Raw genomic sequence first — 18429 nt, forward strand, 5'->3', positions numbered from 1 at the left:
TATTATTTCGATTATTTAAAATGATTTCAACAATTTATTTCAAACGCGCACTTCTTTCAAACACTTATTCACAGCCGGTTTCCGGACAATATAGTTTTACCGGATACATAATAGAAAGGCCGCATAAAAAAATTTGCTGTAAAATTCAGCTGGAGAAAATATTATATTGGCTTACTTTAAAGCGGCAGCTGTGCCTGTTTTTTTGCTTCCGCTAATTACCCGTACACGTTAATGAAGAAAAATGAAAAAAGCCAACCCTATAGTCATAACTAATGAAGAGGAATCTATGCCGAACACAAATAAGGAAAACTGATGCGTCCTATTTTTCTGTTGACCTTTTGCTGTCTGTTGGCTAATCCGCTATTGGCTCAGACCACACTGAATATTGATCAGTCTTTTGCATTACTGGCATCGCAAAATGAGGCGCTCCGTCAGGCCAATATCAATGTGCTATTAGCCACGGTAGATGTAAAGGACGCCCGGAATGCCTTTCTGCCAACTTTGTCGTTTAATGCAGGCCATACCTATAACATGGGACTTGCCTTTGACCAGATCGCCGGCCAGCTGGTGACCGGCAATAAATGGTCGAATACCGCCAATGCCAACCTGAGTACACGCACTACGCTATTCCAGGGATTCAGTCAAATCAATAAACTCAAACAGGCGCTATTAAGTCTGGAAAGTAAAGCAATACAGCAAAATCAACTCCGCCAATCCCTCAAACTGGAATTGCTGGCGCGATACTTTGATGCTACGGCCAACCATGCTTTATATGAAATCAGTCTGAAACAGTTGCAGTACGCACAGGAGCAGCTGGAACAGGAACGCGCAAAATTTGCCTTACAGACCAATACATTGGTAGATGTAGCCCAGGCCGAAAGTCAGGTGGCCACCAACGAGCTAAGTGGTATTGTCAGCAATACCGCCTGCAACAGTAGTCTGGTTGCACTAAAACAACTGTTGGGTATACCGCTGACAGACACTGTGCAACTGGAAACACCCAACCAGGATATTGCAGCTACAGCGCCGCAACATGGCGATAGCCTGCCCGCACATGATCCTGCGATTCAACTCGCTGCATTATCATTACAACAGTCCACTTTAAATTTAAGATATGCCAGGGCGCCCTACTATCCCACCATCAGTTTCTTTAGTGGCTATGGTACCAACTATTCTTCCGAGCGTAAGGATTATATGAGCGGGCACTATATGCCTTTTGGAGATCAGGTAAACCAGAATAAAGCGTTGAATTTCGGGGTGTCTCTCTCCATGCCGGTTTTTGATGCCTTTAAAACCCGGAATAATATCAGCAGACTAAAACTTGATCTGCAACAAAAACAATCTGAGCTGAATAAAGTAAAGACAGAACGGGAGAAAGTGCTCATCATGGCCACACAGGAATATCAGAAATCGGTGAAGGAGTATCAGGTATTGCAGGTGCAATACCATGCATTGGAAAAGAATTATCAGGCGATGAAAGAGCGCTATGATATCGGAGAAACCAGTGCCATGGAATATAACAAGGCTTTACTGGATTATAATGTGGCTGCTGCCAATGTGATCAAAGCTAAATATACACTGATGTACAATGTAGAGGTACTCCGGGTATTGAGGGGAGAAAGATAATGTTGTCTGTTTTTGGAGGTGAAAAAATGCCTGTATTTTTATATCCCTGTTAAAAATGTCCGGAATAATGAATCATCCCACTATATACCGGCAAATTTCTTTCAAATGGCAGGTAGACTGTGATGCCTTCCACATCATCCATAAAACCTATACCGCCCGATATGATTTACGCACCACCCAAATAACATTACCACTATAATACCTTTCACTACCCATCATTAAATTCAGCAGATAGCAAAATCGTAGCAAGGAATCCCTGCTACGATTTTGCAAAAATATATTTGCTCTATTTCTTTTTAGCATTCGCCGGATTCGGCCGTGCTTCTCCCCCACCTGGCAGCTTCACCACATAAGGGGTACCATATCCGTTTCCGGGGCGGAAAAAATCGGTAGAAATAACCTGTGCCCCGCTTTCAAACGCGGCATTGGCTCTGTTGTAGTCATTCACCTTGGCTTCATACGTTTCAATATCCGCCCGTGTTCTGACAAAAAAGCCCTGCTGTACATACTGCTGTATTTCCTGCTTACGCACCATTGCATTGTCGAGCAGGAAAAAGGCCGCATAGGTATCTGTTGGCAGTGATTGCAGGAACATTACCCTGTTTTCCAGGTTAGGTTTGTTTTTGGCATAATCGGAAGTCATATTCATACCCGCCATGGATGGCAGCAACAGAAAAACAAATTTACCCCTCGCCGCCTTCACGGTAGGCCAATTTTGAGCCTGTACTGCTTCCCGCAAGGTAGGGAACTGACCGCGTACATCATCTGGTATGATCAGCTTATCCCGGCCTAAGGTGGCCACCACTTCCTGATCCAGGCTATCAAATGCCTTTTCATCAAAAGGTAATACGCTGGCAGCACCCGGGAATAAAGGCATGCCTTTATCCTTTGCTTCTATCATCACAAAGATGGGGAAGTGACCCGGATGTGTATCAGACCATGACCGCATCGCCGTCAGTGCCGCTTTGAAAGTGGTGTAATGGGTCCGGAAGTCGATGTCGGCCATATGCAGTACTTTAAAGCCTGGTTTATCGAGGTCTTTTGTACTAAACGGCGCCAGGTTGGTCACTCCTTTTTTCCGCAGCTCCCGGTAGGCAGCCGGGTCATTAAACCGATTACCTGTAGGGTCATTGTAAACATCTATCTCCAGGCTTCGGATACCCGCATCCAGCTGTACATCGAATGGTGGATGATTGTATTTAAGCCCTTCACTCATCTTCATCTTATTGGGATGAAATTCTGCCATAGACTTCAATTGTTCCGGCGGCATCATTTTCATATAGCCTTCCGCCATTTTTTCTATGATAGGATCAATGTAAGCCAACACGTTGGAATCTACCGGCTGTGCATAGCTGTTATGGGTACCCAGTACCTGTACCTGATTTATTTTAAGCGCATCCAGCCGGGCAGTCTGTCCATTGCAAACCATTGCTGCACCTGCCATCAGCACTGTCCCCAATGCTTTATTAATAATTGTCTGCATGATCAATTGTTTTTTATGATTAGAAGATTTTAGCACTCACGCCCAGCTGTCCACGGAAGGAATACCATTCCGCCTGTTCTACCCGGTTAAAGGTGCCATGGTAATAACGGACAGGCGCGTTGGTGATGTTATTCAGTTCCAGGAATGCCCTGATCCGGGGCGTAATAGCATAGGAGGCAGAAAAATCTACTGTGAAGTTCTCGGCATACCAACGGTAATGATCGGGGCCTGCCGCCTGGCGGATAACGTCCAGGTATTTGCCTTTGTAGTTACCGGCTATTCTTGCCATTACTTTACCGTACTCGTAAATGAGGGATGCATTGAAGATGTGTTTGGCCTGTTTCGGGATGACGCTGTTGTCTTCCGTTTTCTGGCCATTTACAAAACGGGGAATCTTTACCTTGGAATCCGTGAATGTATAATTGACATCTACCCCAAATCCTTTCCAGTAGCCCGGCAAACCGGTAAATCTTTTCACCACACCTGCTTCAAAACCGGCGAGCCAGGCGCTTTGCAGGTTCTCAGGCGCACTCACGGCATAACGTACCCCATTAATATTTTCAGACCATTCGTTGTTATAAATAAGATCTGTCAGTTTTTTATAGAAGGCGCCCACATTCACCATGCCGATGCCACCGAAGTAGTGTTCGGCCATGACATCAAAGTTATTGGCGAAGGTTGGTTTGAGGTTGGCATTACCCCGGCTGATCACCTTATTCATTTCGTCCTGCGTGGTACCGGGATTGAGGCTGCTGAAATCCGGCCGTGCAAAGCTGCGGGTATAGGCCAGCCGGACGATGTCTTTATCGGTCACACTATACTTCACATGCAGCATCGGTAAAAAGGCATTGTAGCTGTTATCCTGTGTAATAGCCGTCACCTGTTTGCCGGTCGCATTGGTGGTTACTTTGCTACCGTTGAATGTTACCTTATTATATTCATTGCGAATACCACCTGTCAGCGTCAGTTTGTCCGACACCTTATATTCTCCCATCACGTACAGCGCATATACGTTTTCTACACCCGTGAAATATTTGGTAGCACCGGAGGCATTGGTAGCAGAATCTATCTGGTAAGGCAGCAACTTGTTGTTACGGATACTTTCCGGTGTGACCAGGTTTTGCAGCTGGCCCAGTGGCATCTGGTTGATGATGACATTATTATAGGGCGAACCTATTTCACTGAGGAAACCACCATTATAGGGAAATGGCTCCGCTCCCAGACTGGCCATGGTAGGCGCGGGGCCCAGCACACCGCCTAAGTAGATATCGTAGGGAGATTGTACTACCTTGTTTTTGTGAATGAACTTACCACCCGCTTTTACCGTGAGTTTATGATCCGGTGTATATTTGACATTAAAGCCGAAACGCTTGTTTTCTTCCCAGTTGGTGCTACGTACCATCACCAGTTGAGAGAGTTTCATGGCCTCATTACTGATAGGCGTAGCGGCCGAAATATGCGGCAATACAGCATCTATCACATCGCCCTGTCCATCCGGGGCATCCATCGCCAGGTATTTTTTACCGTCAGCTGCCAGGCCTTCGTAGGTAACAGCCTGTTGGAAAGTGGCCATCGGATAGTAACCGGGATTTTTAAACTGGAACCTGGATTTGTCCATACTGGCAGCCCAGTCGAGGGTTAATTTACCGGAAAGCACCGACTGACCGCTTAGCTCACCGGAGTACAGACTGGTGTGGTAATTGGAAGCCCGGTCGATAATGCTGGCATTCTTCGTGTTGAAATAGAAATAGGTTTCCCGTACCATCTGGGCATCTACAAACTCACTGTAAATACCTTTAAACTGTATTTTATGCCGGTCATTGAATTTGTATTCCAGTCCTGCATTCAGGCCGGTGGTTTTGCGGTGTGCGATGTAGTCACGCAACTGGAGATCTGTAATAGAATAGGATTGCACCGGGTGGGGATTGGCAAAATCGTAATTCATATTATAACGATCCTGCGCAGAAGTACGGTCCCAGATCACCGCAGACAGTACAAAGCCCAGCTTCCCTTTCATCAGTCTGTCTCCATAAACAACAGAAGCATTGTAGGAACCTTTGCGCGCCTGATCGCCATATCCGCCGGCAGCATTGATCCGGAGTGTGCGGGACAGCGGAGCTGCTTTGGTAATAAAGTTAATGGAACCTCCGATGGCATCTCCTTCCATATCCGGCGTGATGGCTTTCGACAGTTGTACGTACTCTATCAGCTCGGAAGGGAAGATATCCATTTGTATACGCCGGTCGGTATAATCGAGGCTGGCGGTAGGTAAACGGTTACCATTCAGCAGGGTAGCGCTCCATTGGATAGGCGTACCTCTAACCGACACATAGCGGCCTTCACCCTGGTCTCTTTCGATAGAAACGCCCTGAATACGTTGCACGGCTTCCGCGGCATTACGATCGGGCAATTTACCAATAGCATCAGCCGCCAGTACCTCCATAATGCCTGAAGCATTCTTTTTGATGCTGATGGCCCGTATCTGTGAACCGGCGGAAGCGCCTTTCACCACCACTTCTCCCAATACGTCATTGGCAGGTTCCATCAGGATGGTTCCCAGCTGATTCAGGCCGGGCTTTACGGTTACCACTACCGTCCTGGCAGCAAACCCGATGTAATTAATTTTAAGTGTTACCGTTCCGGTTTTCCTGACATTGATATCAAAAGCCCCGGAGAGATCTGTTTGGGTTCCATTCCCATCAATAACGATGGTAGCAGCAGGTAATGGCCCTTCCTTGGATAAAATAGTTCCCCTGATCTGCTGTGCCGTACAGAAAAAAGGAAAGAGTAAGATCAATAACAAAAGCCGGCTACCCATGAGCAAATATTTTTTTCACAAAATTGGACCGGCCGGTCAAAGAAGTCGCCCTTGTAGATAAACCTAGACGTACGGGTAGATCGGGAAGGACGATAAAAAATATAAATAATTAAAAACCAATCAATTATGCAATATTACCTAATTGTTAAACCAGGTTAAAACCGCTAGGTCAGGGTAGGTTTTATCACTTCCCGTCTGCTTTTTTCCGGCATACTTTTACTTTTCATATAGGCAGAAGGGGTACTGTTAGTCACCTTTTTAAAGTATTGGTTAAAGGATGACTTGGAATGAAAGCCCGCTTCAAAAGCCAGGGAAAGGATATTGGGACTATGGTTATTTTCCAGGCTGCCATCGATCAGCTTAACGACTTCCCTGATCCTGTATTCATTAATAAACTGATAAAAGGATTGTCCCAGGTATTGATTCAGGGTTTCTGAAAGATGATGTCTGGATACTTCCATGGCCGCAGCCAGTTTGTCGAGGGTAATCTCAGCGTCTTTATAGACAGCCTTTTCTTCCATCCACCTGATTAATTGTCGGGCTATCACCTCCTGCTGTTCCAATGGCAATACTGACTTTCGTTGCTGACCCGGCGTATCCGGCACCGGCTCCTCAACAGGTATCTCCGTGGCCGCAGCTGGCTGCTCCACTATCAGCGGGAGGTCGCATGGCTCCTCTTCTATTAATGGCGCCGGGGCATTGGTAGCCATCAAGGATAATATTTTGACCCTGCCAATAGCCAGGCAAATACTCAGCAGGGTGATATAGGTAAAAATCCTGCTCCAGGAATGGATATCCTGTATGAAGTACGAAGGTGGCAGCAACAGCTTATTGAGCGATATCGTCAGACTGATCAGTGGCAGTATCAGAAACATAATGGCGATAAAGCGTACCAGCTGCCTTTCAGATCGCCAGAAAAAAGGAATATGAAAGGATTCTTTCAGAGACAGGATAGCAAAAACAGGGAATAGGATTAAAGCCGTATACCCTACTGTATTATTATATTGTATAATAACCGATGGTGTTTTGCCTCCATGAGATACAATGTAGCCGGCAATGGCAAAATAGGCTACCGCCGCTATCAGCGCCGGGATAAACAGGTAGTAGGTTTTCTTTTTCAGCTGCTGGCGCCGGCCGGAGAGTTCCCGGGCATAGATCCATAACAAGGGCGCGTAGATCAACGTAATAAAGGTGTAATACTGTTTGTGGATTTCCGCATTCGGAAAAAGTGTATGCAACAGAAAACCAGCGCCCAAATGAATAAATACCCAGATGGTAAACCAGCCTAATATCTTATCTGCAGATCGTCTCTTATCATTTATAATGAATATACTAAATACAACCAACGCCTGAAAAGCCCCTAAAAGAATAATATACTTCATTGAATCCCCATTTATATGATGACTTGCAGCCGTGAAACTACATAACCATTATTAAGGAATTGTTAAGTTAGATCCCGACAATATCATAGTACTTATATAACACCGCTGGCTGAACGAAGTAACACGACCTCATTTCATTTTAAGATATGGATAGTAAGTTTGCTATGGAAACACTATTTTTAACGCCGTATAACTTTACCTGTTTACCTTTTCAACAGCTTATCCATCATGATTTCCCTCACCGGCGAATGGCAAGGATACTATATTTATGACCCTGCATTCGGGGAAAAATTATCCGCAGAAAAAGTATTGTTTAAGTTATCCCTGACCGATACAGGGGATGATCACTTCGAAGGCGTTTGCCATGATGTAAATAGTCCCGTCAGTCAAAACAATACTGCTACTATTAAGGGGTTTGTAGAAGACGACTTTATCAGCTTCACAAAAGCATATCGTCAATTCTTCCTCATCACGGATGACAACCAGGTAGTACCGCATACGGCGCTAAAAACCCCTGAATTGAGTTACTATGGTCATTATGATCCCATCAACGAAGTTTTTTCCGGGGACTGGGAACTTATCGGAAGACTACATGCACATCCGGATGGTGATTACGCTGAAATAACGACAGGAACATGGGAAATGAGAAGAGGTTAGGATCAGATAAACTCCAGCACTGCGCAAAACTGCCAGCTAAAATGGGGCCCGGCACTAATGCCAACCTTATGATAACTTTCATCCAGGCAGATCATTCTATGCCCTAAAGAAGGTACTTCCGCATCAATCAGCAATTGCATCGCAATATCTTTTGCGTTTGCCAGTCCAAAAGAAATACACTCTGCATACTGACCAGGCGGACAATCCTTTCTTTCGTGCGGCTTCCGCTCGGCATGGGAGATTTCAGTACTATAGCACCTGGCATCCTTGTAAAGTGCTTCATCGAATTTCAACACATCAGCAGCTACTCTTTTGAGCAGATCTGCTTCAAGACTTTTTTTATACGCGGCAAATGCCTTCAGATAACTGGCTTCGTAATTACTATCTATCTCATACTTTCTTAGCTCTATACGAAGAAAGTCTTTCGGGAATAAGCGACAAAGATTAATATACAGGATCACCTCTTTCTCCATTTTTGACAGGCTGGCAATGTGCTGTGCCGTATTAGCTGCATTCAGCTGCGCTGGCGTCCAGCTTTGCGCCAGGGATGACAGCGAAATTATCAGACCGGCAACTAAAAGGACTAGTCTTATTTTCATCTTGGTATAGGGTATCGTACTTATCTTAAAATAACATGACAGTAAATCTTTTGTAAGATAAAACAGCATTTTCGATTCAGCCATCTCATCTGCTATTTCTTTATCAGATTTATTTTCGGGGTTACCTGTTATTCCTGCCCATATACTGTCCAGCATGGCGATACCTTGATATACTGTCTTTTCCCATCAAACAAATAATTACGGCCCACTTCCTTTTTATAATTTTCAAGGCCATGATTATTTCATCGTTTAATCCCGGCAGCGCATCAACCGGACACAAAAATTATTGGTATTCTGGTTTTTTTTTGATAATTTAGAATTATAACGATTGTCGTCATCAATAATTTCTAAGAAGACTCAACAGCGTATTTTTTAAAAATCTCAAATAACCACGACCTCTCAAACATTAAATCAAACATTTAAACGGCAGCATTCATAGCAGGGCTGTAACGTTATTTCCCTTATTTACGCTTACCCCTGATTGATCCGGCAGGTATTACATGGCCTGCAGTAACCTTATTTTTCTACTCCTATTGTTTCATTAGGGCTATTACGGTATTGAGGTAGTTCCGATCATCTCATCACTTAAATATATCTTATGAAAAAAGTATTGCTCATCCTCTTTTCTGTTATTGTAACAGGCGTCATTTTTATCGCCTTCTCCAGAAATGATCCTTCCCAGGCAGCACCCACGCATGAGAATCTGGCGTCCCCACCTGAGAAAATTACACAATTTAATTTCCCGGTGACATTTGGTTCGGCCATTCCTAAAAACCCCTCTTCTCCCAATGCAGATTCTGTAGAACTGATCACCTTCGCCTGGAATGAATTTTTTGCCCTGAACTGGAAATCCAACTATCGATCCACTGCCTTAAGGGGCCATGCGGACGAAAGCTGGAGTTATAAGAATGACCAGACGCCCTACCCGGAAGATCCTCTGGTATGGGAAACCTACGCCCACCGCGTAGAGGTAAGGCCATATGATGACAACAGACTCCCTTTCGATAAGGTGCCGAAGTATGTTTATGAGGTACCATTCGAAGCACAACCCGGCGTAGACCTTACCTTATTCAATAACCTGGATGAGGGGAATGAAATCGGTTCCTGTAATTTGTATGCAGACATCTCTCAATTCAATCAAAAGAAAATACAGGTACTCTATCAGGCAAAAGTTAACAGAGATGAATACAAGTATGTATATGATACCTTTAAGGATTCCTTTAAGTTAAAGACAGCCCAGCATAATACGGCGACTAACATTCAAATGTTTAAAGCCTACTATCAGCCTGGCCGTTATCCGGGATATGATAATTCTACCTGTAACTGTCCACCGCAAGCAAACGTTTTTTGTTTGCCGTGTGGTGGCGCCAAAGTTCCCGGCACTACCCGCACCATCTACACCGGAGCATTGGAAGTAAAAACAGCCTGGAGAGAAATATCGCTGGCAGAAGTTCCCCGATATTTTATACGGAAAGTAATTGTCTATGTAAAGTCCAATAATAAGATTATACCACAAAACAAGTATTATGGGCTGATTGGTATACATATCATTCATAAAACCGTTAATTTCCCCAACTTCATATTTGCCACCTTTGAACATAAAGATGTGGAGAAAAGCGATATGGGTTATATCAGGCTGGATACCGTGCCCATACCACTGGTGCCGCAAAGATATAATCGCGCGCATCCCATCCCTGCCGTGGTAGACTCTTCCACCGCGTATGTACACAGGGAGCTGCGGAAACTGAATCCTAATTCCATCTGGCAAAATTACCGGCTCGTAGGCGTACAGGGAAATCCTACCAATGATCCTACGTCTTTCAGTTTTTACCTGGCTAATTATGTCATAGAATCAGATCCTCCGCTGGCTTATTTCAGAGGAAGCAGCCTTAAAAAGCCTTTTGATAATGGTCCCAATTCATTGCATAATGGAAAACTATATAGCATGGGAGGATGCCAGGGATGTCACGGGGTTACCCAACTGAGGGGCAGTGATTGTTCCTTTGTAATGGGGCTGGTTGATCAACCCCACGCCTTACCCGATGCCACAGGAGATCCTAAAAAATTCCAGCTGTATAAAAATGCATTTGATGATATCTTCACGAAAGAAAATAAAACAGCAGCTAAGCATTAGCGGCCCTACATGTAAATACTGACAACCGGCTCAGATCTTTGGTCGAATCAGTATAGTCATGTTCGTTATACAAAAGCCTTGCAGATATTTTCCGGATATCTGCAAGGCTTTTGTCCTTATATCCCAGTTTAAACAATCCGGATGCAAGGGGTGTTTACCTAAAAAAACTGCAGCAGGATACCATAATTCCTACTATCAGCACACTGCCTGCAGTATCAACGCGTATTTGATATAGATGACGCTACATAAATATGCTACACTATGATCCTGCAAAAAAAACGACCGTTGCTATTGGCTGCCGTATTGGTATTGCTATCATCAGCCATCGTATGTGGCCAATCAAAACCAGTTCAAAAAATTATCATCACAGATGTTCACATCTTTAACGGCAAAGATGGTAAACTACAGGTAGCTAACATCCTGATTGAAAACAATATCATCCGGCGAATCTCAGCAAGCCCGCTACCGGCAGACAAAAGTGCCTATACAAATGTCATCAATGGCAAAGGCAAATATGTCATACCCGGATTAATTGATGCGCACGCGCATACGATGATGGAATCGATACCTTTAAACCGGGCGCTTTCATCAGATATCGGCTATGTAACGCTTGTTGCTGCGCATGCCGCCCATCAACAACTACTCAGAGGTTTTACCACGGTCAGGGACTTAGGCGGCGCCACTTTCAGCTTAAAGAAAGCCATCGATGAAGGCATCATCAGTGGCCCCCGTATTTATCCATCCGGCGCCATCATTTCCCAAACGGGCGGGCACGGTGATTTTGGGTTACCGACTGATGTACCCCGGTCAGCAGGTAAACTATCTTATCTGGAACAACAAGGTATGGTGATGATTGCCGACGGCGTGAATCAGGTGTTGTTGCGGGTCAGGGAACAATTACGTAATGGCGCCACACAAATAAAACTGACGGCAGGAGGTGGCGTATCTTCCAACTACGACCCACTGGATGTTACCCAATATACCGAGGAAGAAATCAAAGCAGCCGTGAGTGCCGCAGAAAACTGGGGGACCTACGTAACGGTGCATGCCTATACGCCGAAAGCCATACAACTGGCCATTCGTGCGGGCGTAAAATGTATCGATCACGGACAATTGGCAGATGATGCCACAGCCAGGCTGATGGCTGAAAAGAAAATATGGTGGAGCCTACAACCCTTTCTCGATGATGAAGATGCCATTCCCTTTCCGGCAGGTTCGGAGAACCGCGAAAAACAGCTGGAAATGACCAATGGCACCGATCAGGCTTATAAACTGGCGAAAAAATATCAAATAAAAACTGCGTGGGGCACGGATTGCTTATTTGATCCCACATTGGCAGTAAAACAAGGTAAACAACTCGCCAAATTAACCCGCTGGTATACCCCATTGGAAATCCTGACGATGGCTACTTCTTCCAATGCCGAATTGCTGGCGCTCAGTGGTCCCCGGAACCCCTATAAAGCAGGAAAGCTGGGCGTGATACAGGAGGGTGCTTATGCAGATTTAATCATCGTTGATGGCAATCCTATCGAAAACATACAACTGATAGCTGATCCGGAAAAATATTTCCAGGTTATCATCAAAAACGGGATCATCTACAAAAATACGTTGAACGATTAAGTACAGGTTGCAGGATACCGGTCAATTAAACAGCCCCGCCCCGCAATAATATCTGCGGGGCGGGGCTGTTTAATAAAAAGATCTTGTTACAAGCAATTATTTCTTCGCTGCTTTCACGCTAAAACCGATTTCAACATCTTTGCTGATTACCCAGTTTTCCGGACTACCTTCTGTTTTGTAGTTGATACCCCAGGAAGATCTGTCGATCACAAATTTTGCATTAGCGGTAACATCGTTTTCACCTACTACGATTTGTGCAGGGAAAGTGATGTTCAGGGTGCTGTCTTTCAGGGTCAGGTTACCGCTGATCAGGTTAGTGGCACCTGGCAGCAGGCTTTTCTGTTTAGTGCTGTCGTAAGGAGCTACGCCGGTAATAACAAATTTAGCAGTTGGATGCTTGGCTACATCGAAGAAGTCACCGCTTTTCAGGTGTCCTTCCAGGTCTGCTGCTTTTTTCTCCGGTTCAGTGATAGAAGCCGGATCTACCGCCAGTGTGTTCAGGTTTACAGTGAAACTACCACCGGTAACAGCACCATTTTCTACATTGAGGCTGCCTTCTGCGCCTTTGATGACACCAAAGCGCGGTGCAAAACCACCTTTGTGGGTAGCACGCCATTCAACGGTTGTAGTAGCGCTATCAATCGCATAGGCTGCACCGGAGGTGGCAGCTGCTTCTTTCTTTTCTTCGGTCTTTGCCTGATCGGTGGAGGCTCCACCACATGCCGCCATGGTCAGCAGCATAACAAGTGCAGGTACTGTTTGCTTCATAAATTTAAATTTAAACAATGTATAAGTCATCGAAAATACATGATTTGATTTAAACGATCCTACAATATATTGAATAATATCAATATTATAGCAATTCTCTGACATTTACAGTTTTCCCCACCAGGCATTCCTCCCTATAACATAATAACGGCATCAATCTTTGATACCTCCTTGTAGTAGGAGATCACTTCTTCCTCATCGCGGACAGGTGCCACCACGGTGAAAGACTTGTACTTTCCACCGGAGGAACCGGTTTCTGTAATGCGGGCCCCGGTGCCTGTAAACAATGATTTCAGGTCCGCTATCTTACCTTCTTCCGCTGCTTTTATAATGAACTTAAAAGTATAATCTGTCGGGAACACAATCGACTGCTGTAATAATGAACGAAGATTCTCATACGGATCCCCGTTTAAGCCGGCATTGGCATTTTCACCTATTGACATATATAATATTACTTATTTAGCTGAATTAGCCCGCAAAAATAGCTTAAAATAACGATTGACAATAGTTGAGTATACCTGAATGCCTGAAACCCACCGGGAGGCCCGGTACCTTGCTTTCTCTACAAATTTTACTATATTTGGAATACTAGTCATGATCACCCGGCTATTTTCAGCAGACTGGCACTGTCGCAAAACAAACCTCTTTTCAGGTTGTCTATATTCGCATCATACCTCTTCATCTTCGCAGCATTTACCATCCTCCAAGTAGCATATATGAAATATCGCAGCTTTCTTTGTTCATTTGTACTGGTACTTTTTCTGGTGTTGTCCTCCTGCAGCAAAAGCAATAATAACAGCGATCCCGGGAGCGCGCAACTCATGGTCGCCAATTTAATTGTAGGCACCACAGGTATAGACGTTACCGTCAACGGTAAAAAATTAAACGATGCCGCCGTCACTTTCACCAATAGTTCCGGCTATAAATCTACCACAGCCGGCCGCGGTACTATCACTATTTATCAGGCCAACACCAGTAATGTGGTTTTAAGTAAAGAGGTAGATTTTGTCAATGGAAAAAATTACAGCCTTTTGTTGTATGATGTTTACACCAATACAAAATCTGCGTTTGTAGAAGATGATATAATAACTGGTACGCCAGGAAAATCGTATATCCGCTTTTTTAATCTCGTGAGCAGCTCTACACCCGTAAAAGCTGGCACAGTGACCGTAGCAGGTTTTACGCCCATCTTTGTGAACCGTAGCTATGAAACGGAAGCTACTGCCCAGGCCAATGATGGTTATACCGCCATCAGTGCAGGTACCTACGGTCTGTTTAGCGTGCAGAGTTCCACCAGAAACTATGCAAAGGCTGATATTACTTTTGAAGAAGGAAAAGTTTACACCGTGGTGTATTATACTTATCTCACCGGTCCACCCCTCGCCGATGCTTTGCAGATATACATTAACAAGTAGTGGCTGCCTGTGATTATATCCCGCCACCATCCAAGTTTTCAAGCTGCAATCCCTCCTCTCATTTTCATTTTATTCCATTAATTTGTATCAGGCATTTAATCAAATAACCAAAATCGTTATGGAAATTGATCCATGAATTGTGTGTTCCTACGGGAACAGACATACCCTGTCATACAAACTATATTCATTTATCCGCTTAACCTTTGATACATGTATCCGACCAACACCGTTATCCGTTAATTCACATTCATTCAATCTGTAATCCTGTATACAACCTGCTGTAGCAGGTTATTTATCCCTAAAATATAGCTATGAATTTACGTGCACTTTACCTGTGCTGCCTGCTTCATATTGTTGTTTTATCGTGCTTTGCACAAGATCCAGCCTTATACAAGCCTGCCAATTTCGCACCACCGTCGCCAGATGTCGCCAACCTGGCTAAATTTTCCCTGATTCCGCTTACACATTACAATGGGCTGGCCAATATAGGCATCCCCCTCTACAAGATTAAAACCCGCGACCTGGAATTGCCTGTCAGTCTTAGTTACCATAGTGGTGGTAATAAAGTAGAAGATGTAGCTTCCAGTGTTGGGTTGGGATGGGCTTTACAGACCGGCGGGAGCATCACCGTATCTGTACAGGGTATCCCTGATGAGCGTGTAAATCAAACAAACTATTCCTGGTATATCCAACGTATAAATACGTTAAAAAATAAAGGTTCCCTCAATGGCACCGAACAAGGTGAATTACAGGAGCTGATCGATGTACCTGGGTTTCAAAATTATATAGACTTTGCGCCGGATATTTATGTCTTCAGTTTTGGTGGTTATTCCGGTAAGTTTATGCTGGGTGACGACAACAAATTTTATACAGCTCCCTATCAGCCACTGAAAATTTATTGCGACAAATACGATGGCAACTCCTCTTACGTCCGGCAATTTATTATCACAGATCCGAAAGGGGTACGTTATATCTTTGGCAGGAATAGTGCCGGCACAGAATATACAGAATCAACGGTCAGCTACAGTCAATGTACCGTACCGATTGGCAGTCCGGATGAACCCCTACCCGTTACGACTGCCTGGAAACTAGCCGAGATCATTTCACCCAATGCGGATACCATCCGGCTACATTATACCACTTCCCGCACCACCTACAAGATTAATTCTGAAAGTTCTACCACGCACAATGTTTTCCAATTAGCAGGCAGCGGTGGAAGTCTTCCACCTCTTCCCCTATCGAGAGAAATGGTCAATTGTACCTCGGAAAATAATACCTATACCGATTATCCGGATCGTATTGAGTTCAGCAATGGCAGCATCCAGTTTGTGAACAGCGACCGTAACGATCTTACCGGCGGCAAAAAGGTGGATGCCATCAACGTATTTAATAAACAGGGGCAACCCATCAAAAAGTATCAGTTTGGTTATTCCTACTTCAAAACACTGCCCAATTCCACCACTTCGGAAGAATTGCGGCTACGATTGGATTCTCTCAAGGAAATAGATGTAGCTACCGGCACCGCATCAGCCGTTCATGCCTTCAATTACAACAACACGCCACTACCACCCCGCCTGGAACATAACAAACAGGATCACTGGGGCTACTATTCAGAAAACCCGTCTACTCCGCCGGATGTATTGGATTATTACCAGGGCATCGACGGTAATTTTCTCAATAACCACAGAAATATAGATACCACCAGTGTAAAAGCTGCCATCCTGGAAAAAATAACTTATCCAACCGGAGGCAGCACCCGTTTTGAATATGAGCCCAATCAACTGGAGTTTGTTAACTTCAAAGTAGATTCTGTGATCTCACGCTCCAAAACACATCTGGTTACTTCCAACAACGCTCAGTTCAGAAAAGACTCTTTTGATATTAATATTGCGACGCCCTTTTTAAAAGTAAATGTGTTACACGAAGTTGTTTCCGGCCAGATTTTTCCTGATACCCGCATTTATTTGCGGAAAAGAGAAAACCCGGGATTTGAAGTGGATATCTTTGACAGTTTGCTGGACAGCAGCTATCTCTATCTTACCAATGGCCGTTATTATCTCAACAGTGTTTTTCCGACCAAACCGCCCACCACTGCAGTCATGCGTACAGAGCTAAGCTGGAAAGAAAAGAAAGCGAAGTTTGATACCACTTATTACAAATCCTATGCAGGAGGTCTTCGGATCAAATCCATCACGGATTCTTCTCTTTTTGAAACAGCAGAACCGTTCAAACGAATTTTCCGATACCAGGATGTAAAGTTGCTGGAATCTCCCCGTTATGAGACGGCTCCAATACAAATCAAGATGTATGGAGATATGCAGATGGGGACCACGTATGTATTAGTAACCAGAGAATATACCCAGACAAAATATTCGGCTTATAGCAACTATCCACTATTACAACCCAACGGGGCCTGTGTGTATTACCCGAATGTTTCCGAACTGGTAGTTTCTGCCCGGGATACGCTTAGAACGGATTATACCTATACCTGGTTTCCGGATCAGATGTTACCCTCTAACCACAATTTCCCTTACGCGCCAAAATTCAGTTTCGAGCACCGGAGAGGCCAGCTGTTGAAAAAAGAGGAATTCAAAAAAGAGGGTACCCTTTTCCGACCAGTGAAAAGAACTGCTATAAAATATTGGTATAAAGATGTAGCCGTGAACTTTCCGCAAACTACATTCCCGGATTCTGCGTTCCGGAAAACGATGCATGGTGTCAAAATCGGCGCCAGGTCGGTGACTTACGGCTATGTTACCAATATTGGCTGGTACGAGTACAAGTATAACATCAATCAGGTATCCGTGGCGCCATTCAAAATGATCTCAGAGGCTTTCCTGCCGCAATCAGATACCACTGTTACCTATGGAGATGATAACACCAATACACTTAGTATTACGAAGTCTATTCAATATGACACTACCGTTTACCAGCCCGCCATCATCACTACTTTTCAAAGTAATGGCGACGAAAAACAGATAAGCAACAAGTATCCGCTTAATTATCCCCGGCAAAACGGCGCTGATCCGGCCACCCGTGCCCTGAAGAAAATGCAGGACGCGCATATGATTGGTGAAGTAGTAGAGCAGGTGACATCCATCAAAAAAAATGGCAGCAATACCTGGGGGGTACTCGATGCGATACTGAAAGAATTCAACGAAAACAACCTGAAATACAACGCGGTCTATAAACTGACAGCTGACGCGCCACGCACCAACTTCATACCCTTCACCATTACAAATGGCGTAAGCAGCAAAGATGCCGCCTATGAAAAGCGCCTGACATTCGACCGCTACGATACTTATGGCAACTTACTGCAACAGACTACCGACGGTGGCGAAACAAGCAGCTATATCTGGAATAAGGACTATCCCGGGCCTATTGCCATTGTAACCGGCAGCGCCTACGATAACATTGCCTATACTTCTTTTGAAGCTGCCAATAATGAAAGCTGGAGTTTTGCCGGCACCGGCATCACAGATGCCTCCGTACCATCCGGCAAAAAATACTACAACCTGGCTTCGGGCAATATCAGCAAATCAGGGCTTGCGGCAGGTATAAAATTCCGGGTATCTTACTGGACCAAAAATGCCAGTCCCTACACGATTGCAGGTACGATTGGCAGTCCGGAGAAAGGACGTTCGCTCAGAGGCTGGACCTTCTACTCCCATCAGGTAACGGGCGTTTCCACGGTTACCCTCAGCGGAACCGGATTCATTGATGAACTGAAACTTCACCCTGCAGATGCCAGCATTGCTACCTATACGTATGAACCATTAGTGGGACTTACCTCACAAAGCGATAGCAAAGGCCAGTTTATTTACTATGAATATGATGGGCTGAACAGACTGAAAACAGTACGTGACCTGGACGGTATGATCCTGAAACAATATGATTACCAATATCGGCAACCTGTAACACAGTAAT

The 18429-nt window shown here is 44.6% G+C and carries 12 protein-coding genes; 6 read left to right on the forward strand and 6 right to left on the reverse strand.

The genetic code is table 11. The annotated features are described in order from the left end of the window. Nucleotides 1-312 precede the first annotated feature (312 nt). On the forward strand, nucleotides 313-1626 hold the full coding sequence (locus OL444_RS26390; protein WP_264728510.1) for a TolC family protein: 1314 nt from the start codon (nucleotides 313-315) through the stop codon (nucleotides 1624-1626). A gap of 286 nt (nucleotides 1627-1912) precedes the next feature. Here OL444_RS26390 and OL444_RS26395 read toward each other — a convergent pair whose 3' ends face one another. The 3 genes from OL444_RS26395 to OL444_RS26405 form a co-directional block, all read right to left on the reverse strand. Then, nucleotides 1913-3109: a Ca2+-dependent phosphoinositide-specific phospholipase C gene (locus tag OL444_RS26395; RefSeq protein ID WP_264728508.1), complete on the reverse strand. Its 1197-nt coding sequence runs from the start codon at nucleotides 3107-3109 to the stop codon at nucleotides 1913-1915. Nucleotides 3110-3128: 19 nt separating this feature from the next. Next, on the reverse strand, nucleotides 3129-5927 hold the full coding sequence (locus OL444_RS26400) for a TonB-dependent receptor (RefSeq protein WP_264728505.1): 2799 nt from the start codon (nucleotides 5925-5927) through the stop codon (nucleotides 3129-3131). Between the two features lie 164 nt (nucleotides 5928-6091). Continuing rightward, nucleotides 6092-7309 carry an AraC family transcriptional regulator gene (locus OL444_RS26405; RefSeq protein ID WP_264728503.1) on the reverse strand — a complete coding sequence of 406 codons (1218 nt, stop codon included), beginning with the start codon at nucleotides 7307-7309 and terminating at the stop codon, nucleotides 6092-6094. A gap of 228 nt (nucleotides 7310-7537) precedes the next feature. Between OL444_RS26405 and OL444_RS26410 the strand changes: the two genes are divergently transcribed. Then, a complete protein-coding gene (locus OL444_RS26410) occupies nucleotides 7538-7966 on the forward strand; it encodes a hypothetical protein (RefSeq protein WP_264728501.1) in 429 nt (142 codons plus the stop codon). A gap of 2 nt (nucleotides 7967-7968) precedes the next feature. Here the strand turns inward: OL444_RS26410 and OL444_RS26415 are convergent, their stop codons facing one another. After that, a complete protein-coding gene (locus OL444_RS26415) occupies nucleotides 7969-8565 on the reverse strand; it encodes a hypothetical protein (RefSeq protein ID WP_264728499.1) in 597 nt (198 codons plus the stop codon). A gap of 598 nt (nucleotides 8566-9163) precedes the next feature. On the opposite strand from OL444_RS26415, the gene OL444_RS26420 reads away from it, so the two are divergent. After that, nucleotides 9164-10699, forward strand: a complete 1536-nt coding sequence (locus tag OL444_RS26420) for a hypothetical protein (protein WP_264728497.1) — start codon at nucleotides 9164-9166, stop codon at nucleotides 10697-10699. A gap of 261 nt (nucleotides 10700-10960) precedes the next feature. After that, on the forward strand, nucleotides 10961-12319 hold the full coding sequence (locus tag OL444_RS26425; protein WP_264728495.1) for a metal-dependent hydrolase family protein: 1359 nt from the start codon (nucleotides 10961-10963) through the stop codon (nucleotides 12317-12319). Nucleotides 12320-12415: 96 nt separating this feature from the next. Here the strand turns inward: OL444_RS26425 and OL444_RS26430 are convergent, their stop codons facing one another. Both OL444_RS26430 and OL444_RS26435 read right to left on the reverse strand, forming a co-directional pair. Continuing rightward, nucleotides 12416-13087, reverse strand: coding sequence for a YceI family protein (locus OL444_RS26430; RefSeq protein ID WP_264728493.1), 672 nt, complete (start codon nucleotides 13085-13087; stop codon nucleotides 12416-12418). Nucleotides 13088-13221: 134 nt separating this feature from the next. After that, nucleotides 13222-13530 carry a DUF493 domain-containing protein gene (locus OL444_RS26435; protein ID WP_264728491.1) on the reverse strand — a complete coding sequence of 103 codons (309 nt, stop codon included), beginning with the start codon at nucleotides 13528-13530 and terminating at the stop codon, nucleotides 13222-13224. A gap of 273 nt (nucleotides 13531-13803) precedes the next feature. Here OL444_RS26435 and OL444_RS26440 point away from each other — a divergent pair, with 273 nt between their 5' ends. Further along, nucleotides 13804-14502 carry a DUF4397 domain-containing protein gene (locus tag OL444_RS26440; RefSeq protein WP_264728489.1) on the forward strand — a complete coding sequence of 233 codons (699 nt, stop codon included), beginning with the start codon at nucleotides 13804-13806 and terminating at the stop codon, nucleotides 14500-14502. 311 nt (nucleotides 14503-14813) lie between these two features. Beyond that, the gene (locus OL444_RS26445; RefSeq protein ID WP_264728486.1) at nucleotides 14814-18428 is read left to right on the forward strand and encodes a hypothetical protein; all 3615 of its coding nucleotides are present in this window, start codon (nucleotides 14814-14816) and stop codon (nucleotides 18426-18428) included. The last annotated feature ends 1 nt before the right edge of the window (nucleotide 18429 follow it).

The sequence above is a fragment of the Chitinophaga nivalis genome (genome assembly GCF_025989125.1).
Classification (GTDB): Bacteria; Bacteroidota; Bacteroidia; order Chitinophagales; family Chitinophagaceae; genus Chitinophaga; species Chitinophaga nivalis.

What these genes read in the sequence shown, in the direction of transcription:
- OL444_RS26405 (WP_264728503.1), bottom strand. Translation starts at nt 7,309, where the DNA reads ATGAAGTATATTATTCTTTTAGGGGCTTTTCAGGCGTTGGTTGTATTT.
- OL444_RS26410 (WP_264728501.1), top strand. Translation starts at nt 7,538, where the DNA reads ATGATTTCCCTCACCGGCGAATGGCAAGGATACTATATTTATGACCCT.
- OL444_RS26435 (WP_264728491.1), bottom strand. Translation starts at nt 13,530, where the DNA reads ATGTCAATAGGTGAAAATGCCAATGCCGGCTTAAACGGGGATCCGTAT.
- OL444_RS26395 (WP_264728508.1), bottom strand. Translation starts at nt 3,109, where the DNA reads ATGCAGACAATTATTAATAAAGCATTGGGGACAGTGCTGATGGCAGGT.
- OL444_RS26415 (WP_264728499.1), bottom strand. Translation starts at nt 8,565, where the DNA reads ATGAAAATAAGACTAGTCCTTTTAGTTGCCGGTCTGATAATTTCGCTG.
- OL444_RS26390 (WP_264728510.1), top strand. Translation starts at nt 313, where the DNA reads ATGCGTCCTATTTTTCTGTTGACCTTTTGCTGTCTGTTGGCTAATCCG.
- OL444_RS26425 (WP_264728495.1), top strand. Translation starts at nt 10,961, where the DNA reads ATGATCCTGCAAAAAAAACGACCGTTGCTATTGGCTGCCGTATTGGTA.
- OL444_RS26420 (WP_264728497.1), top strand. Translation starts at nt 9,164, where the DNA reads ATGAAAAAAGTATTGCTCATCCTCTTTTCTGTTATTGTAACAGGCGTC.
- OL444_RS26400 (WP_264728505.1), bottom strand. Translation starts at nt 5,927, where the DNA reads ATGGGTAGCCGGCTTTTGTTATTGATCTTACTCTTTCCTTTTTTCTGT.
- OL444_RS26445 (WP_264728486.1), top strand. Translation starts at nt 14,814, where the DNA reads ATGAATTTACGTGCACTTTACCTGTGCTGCCTGCTTCATATTGTTGTT.
- OL444_RS26430 (WP_264728493.1), bottom strand. Translation starts at nt 13,087, where the DNA reads ATGAAGCAAACAGTACCTGCACTTGTTATGCTGCTGACCATGGCGGCA.
- OL444_RS26440 (WP_264728489.1), top strand. Translation starts at nt 13,804, where the DNA reads ATGAAATATCGCAGCTTTCTTTGTTCATTTGTACTGGTACTTTTTCTG.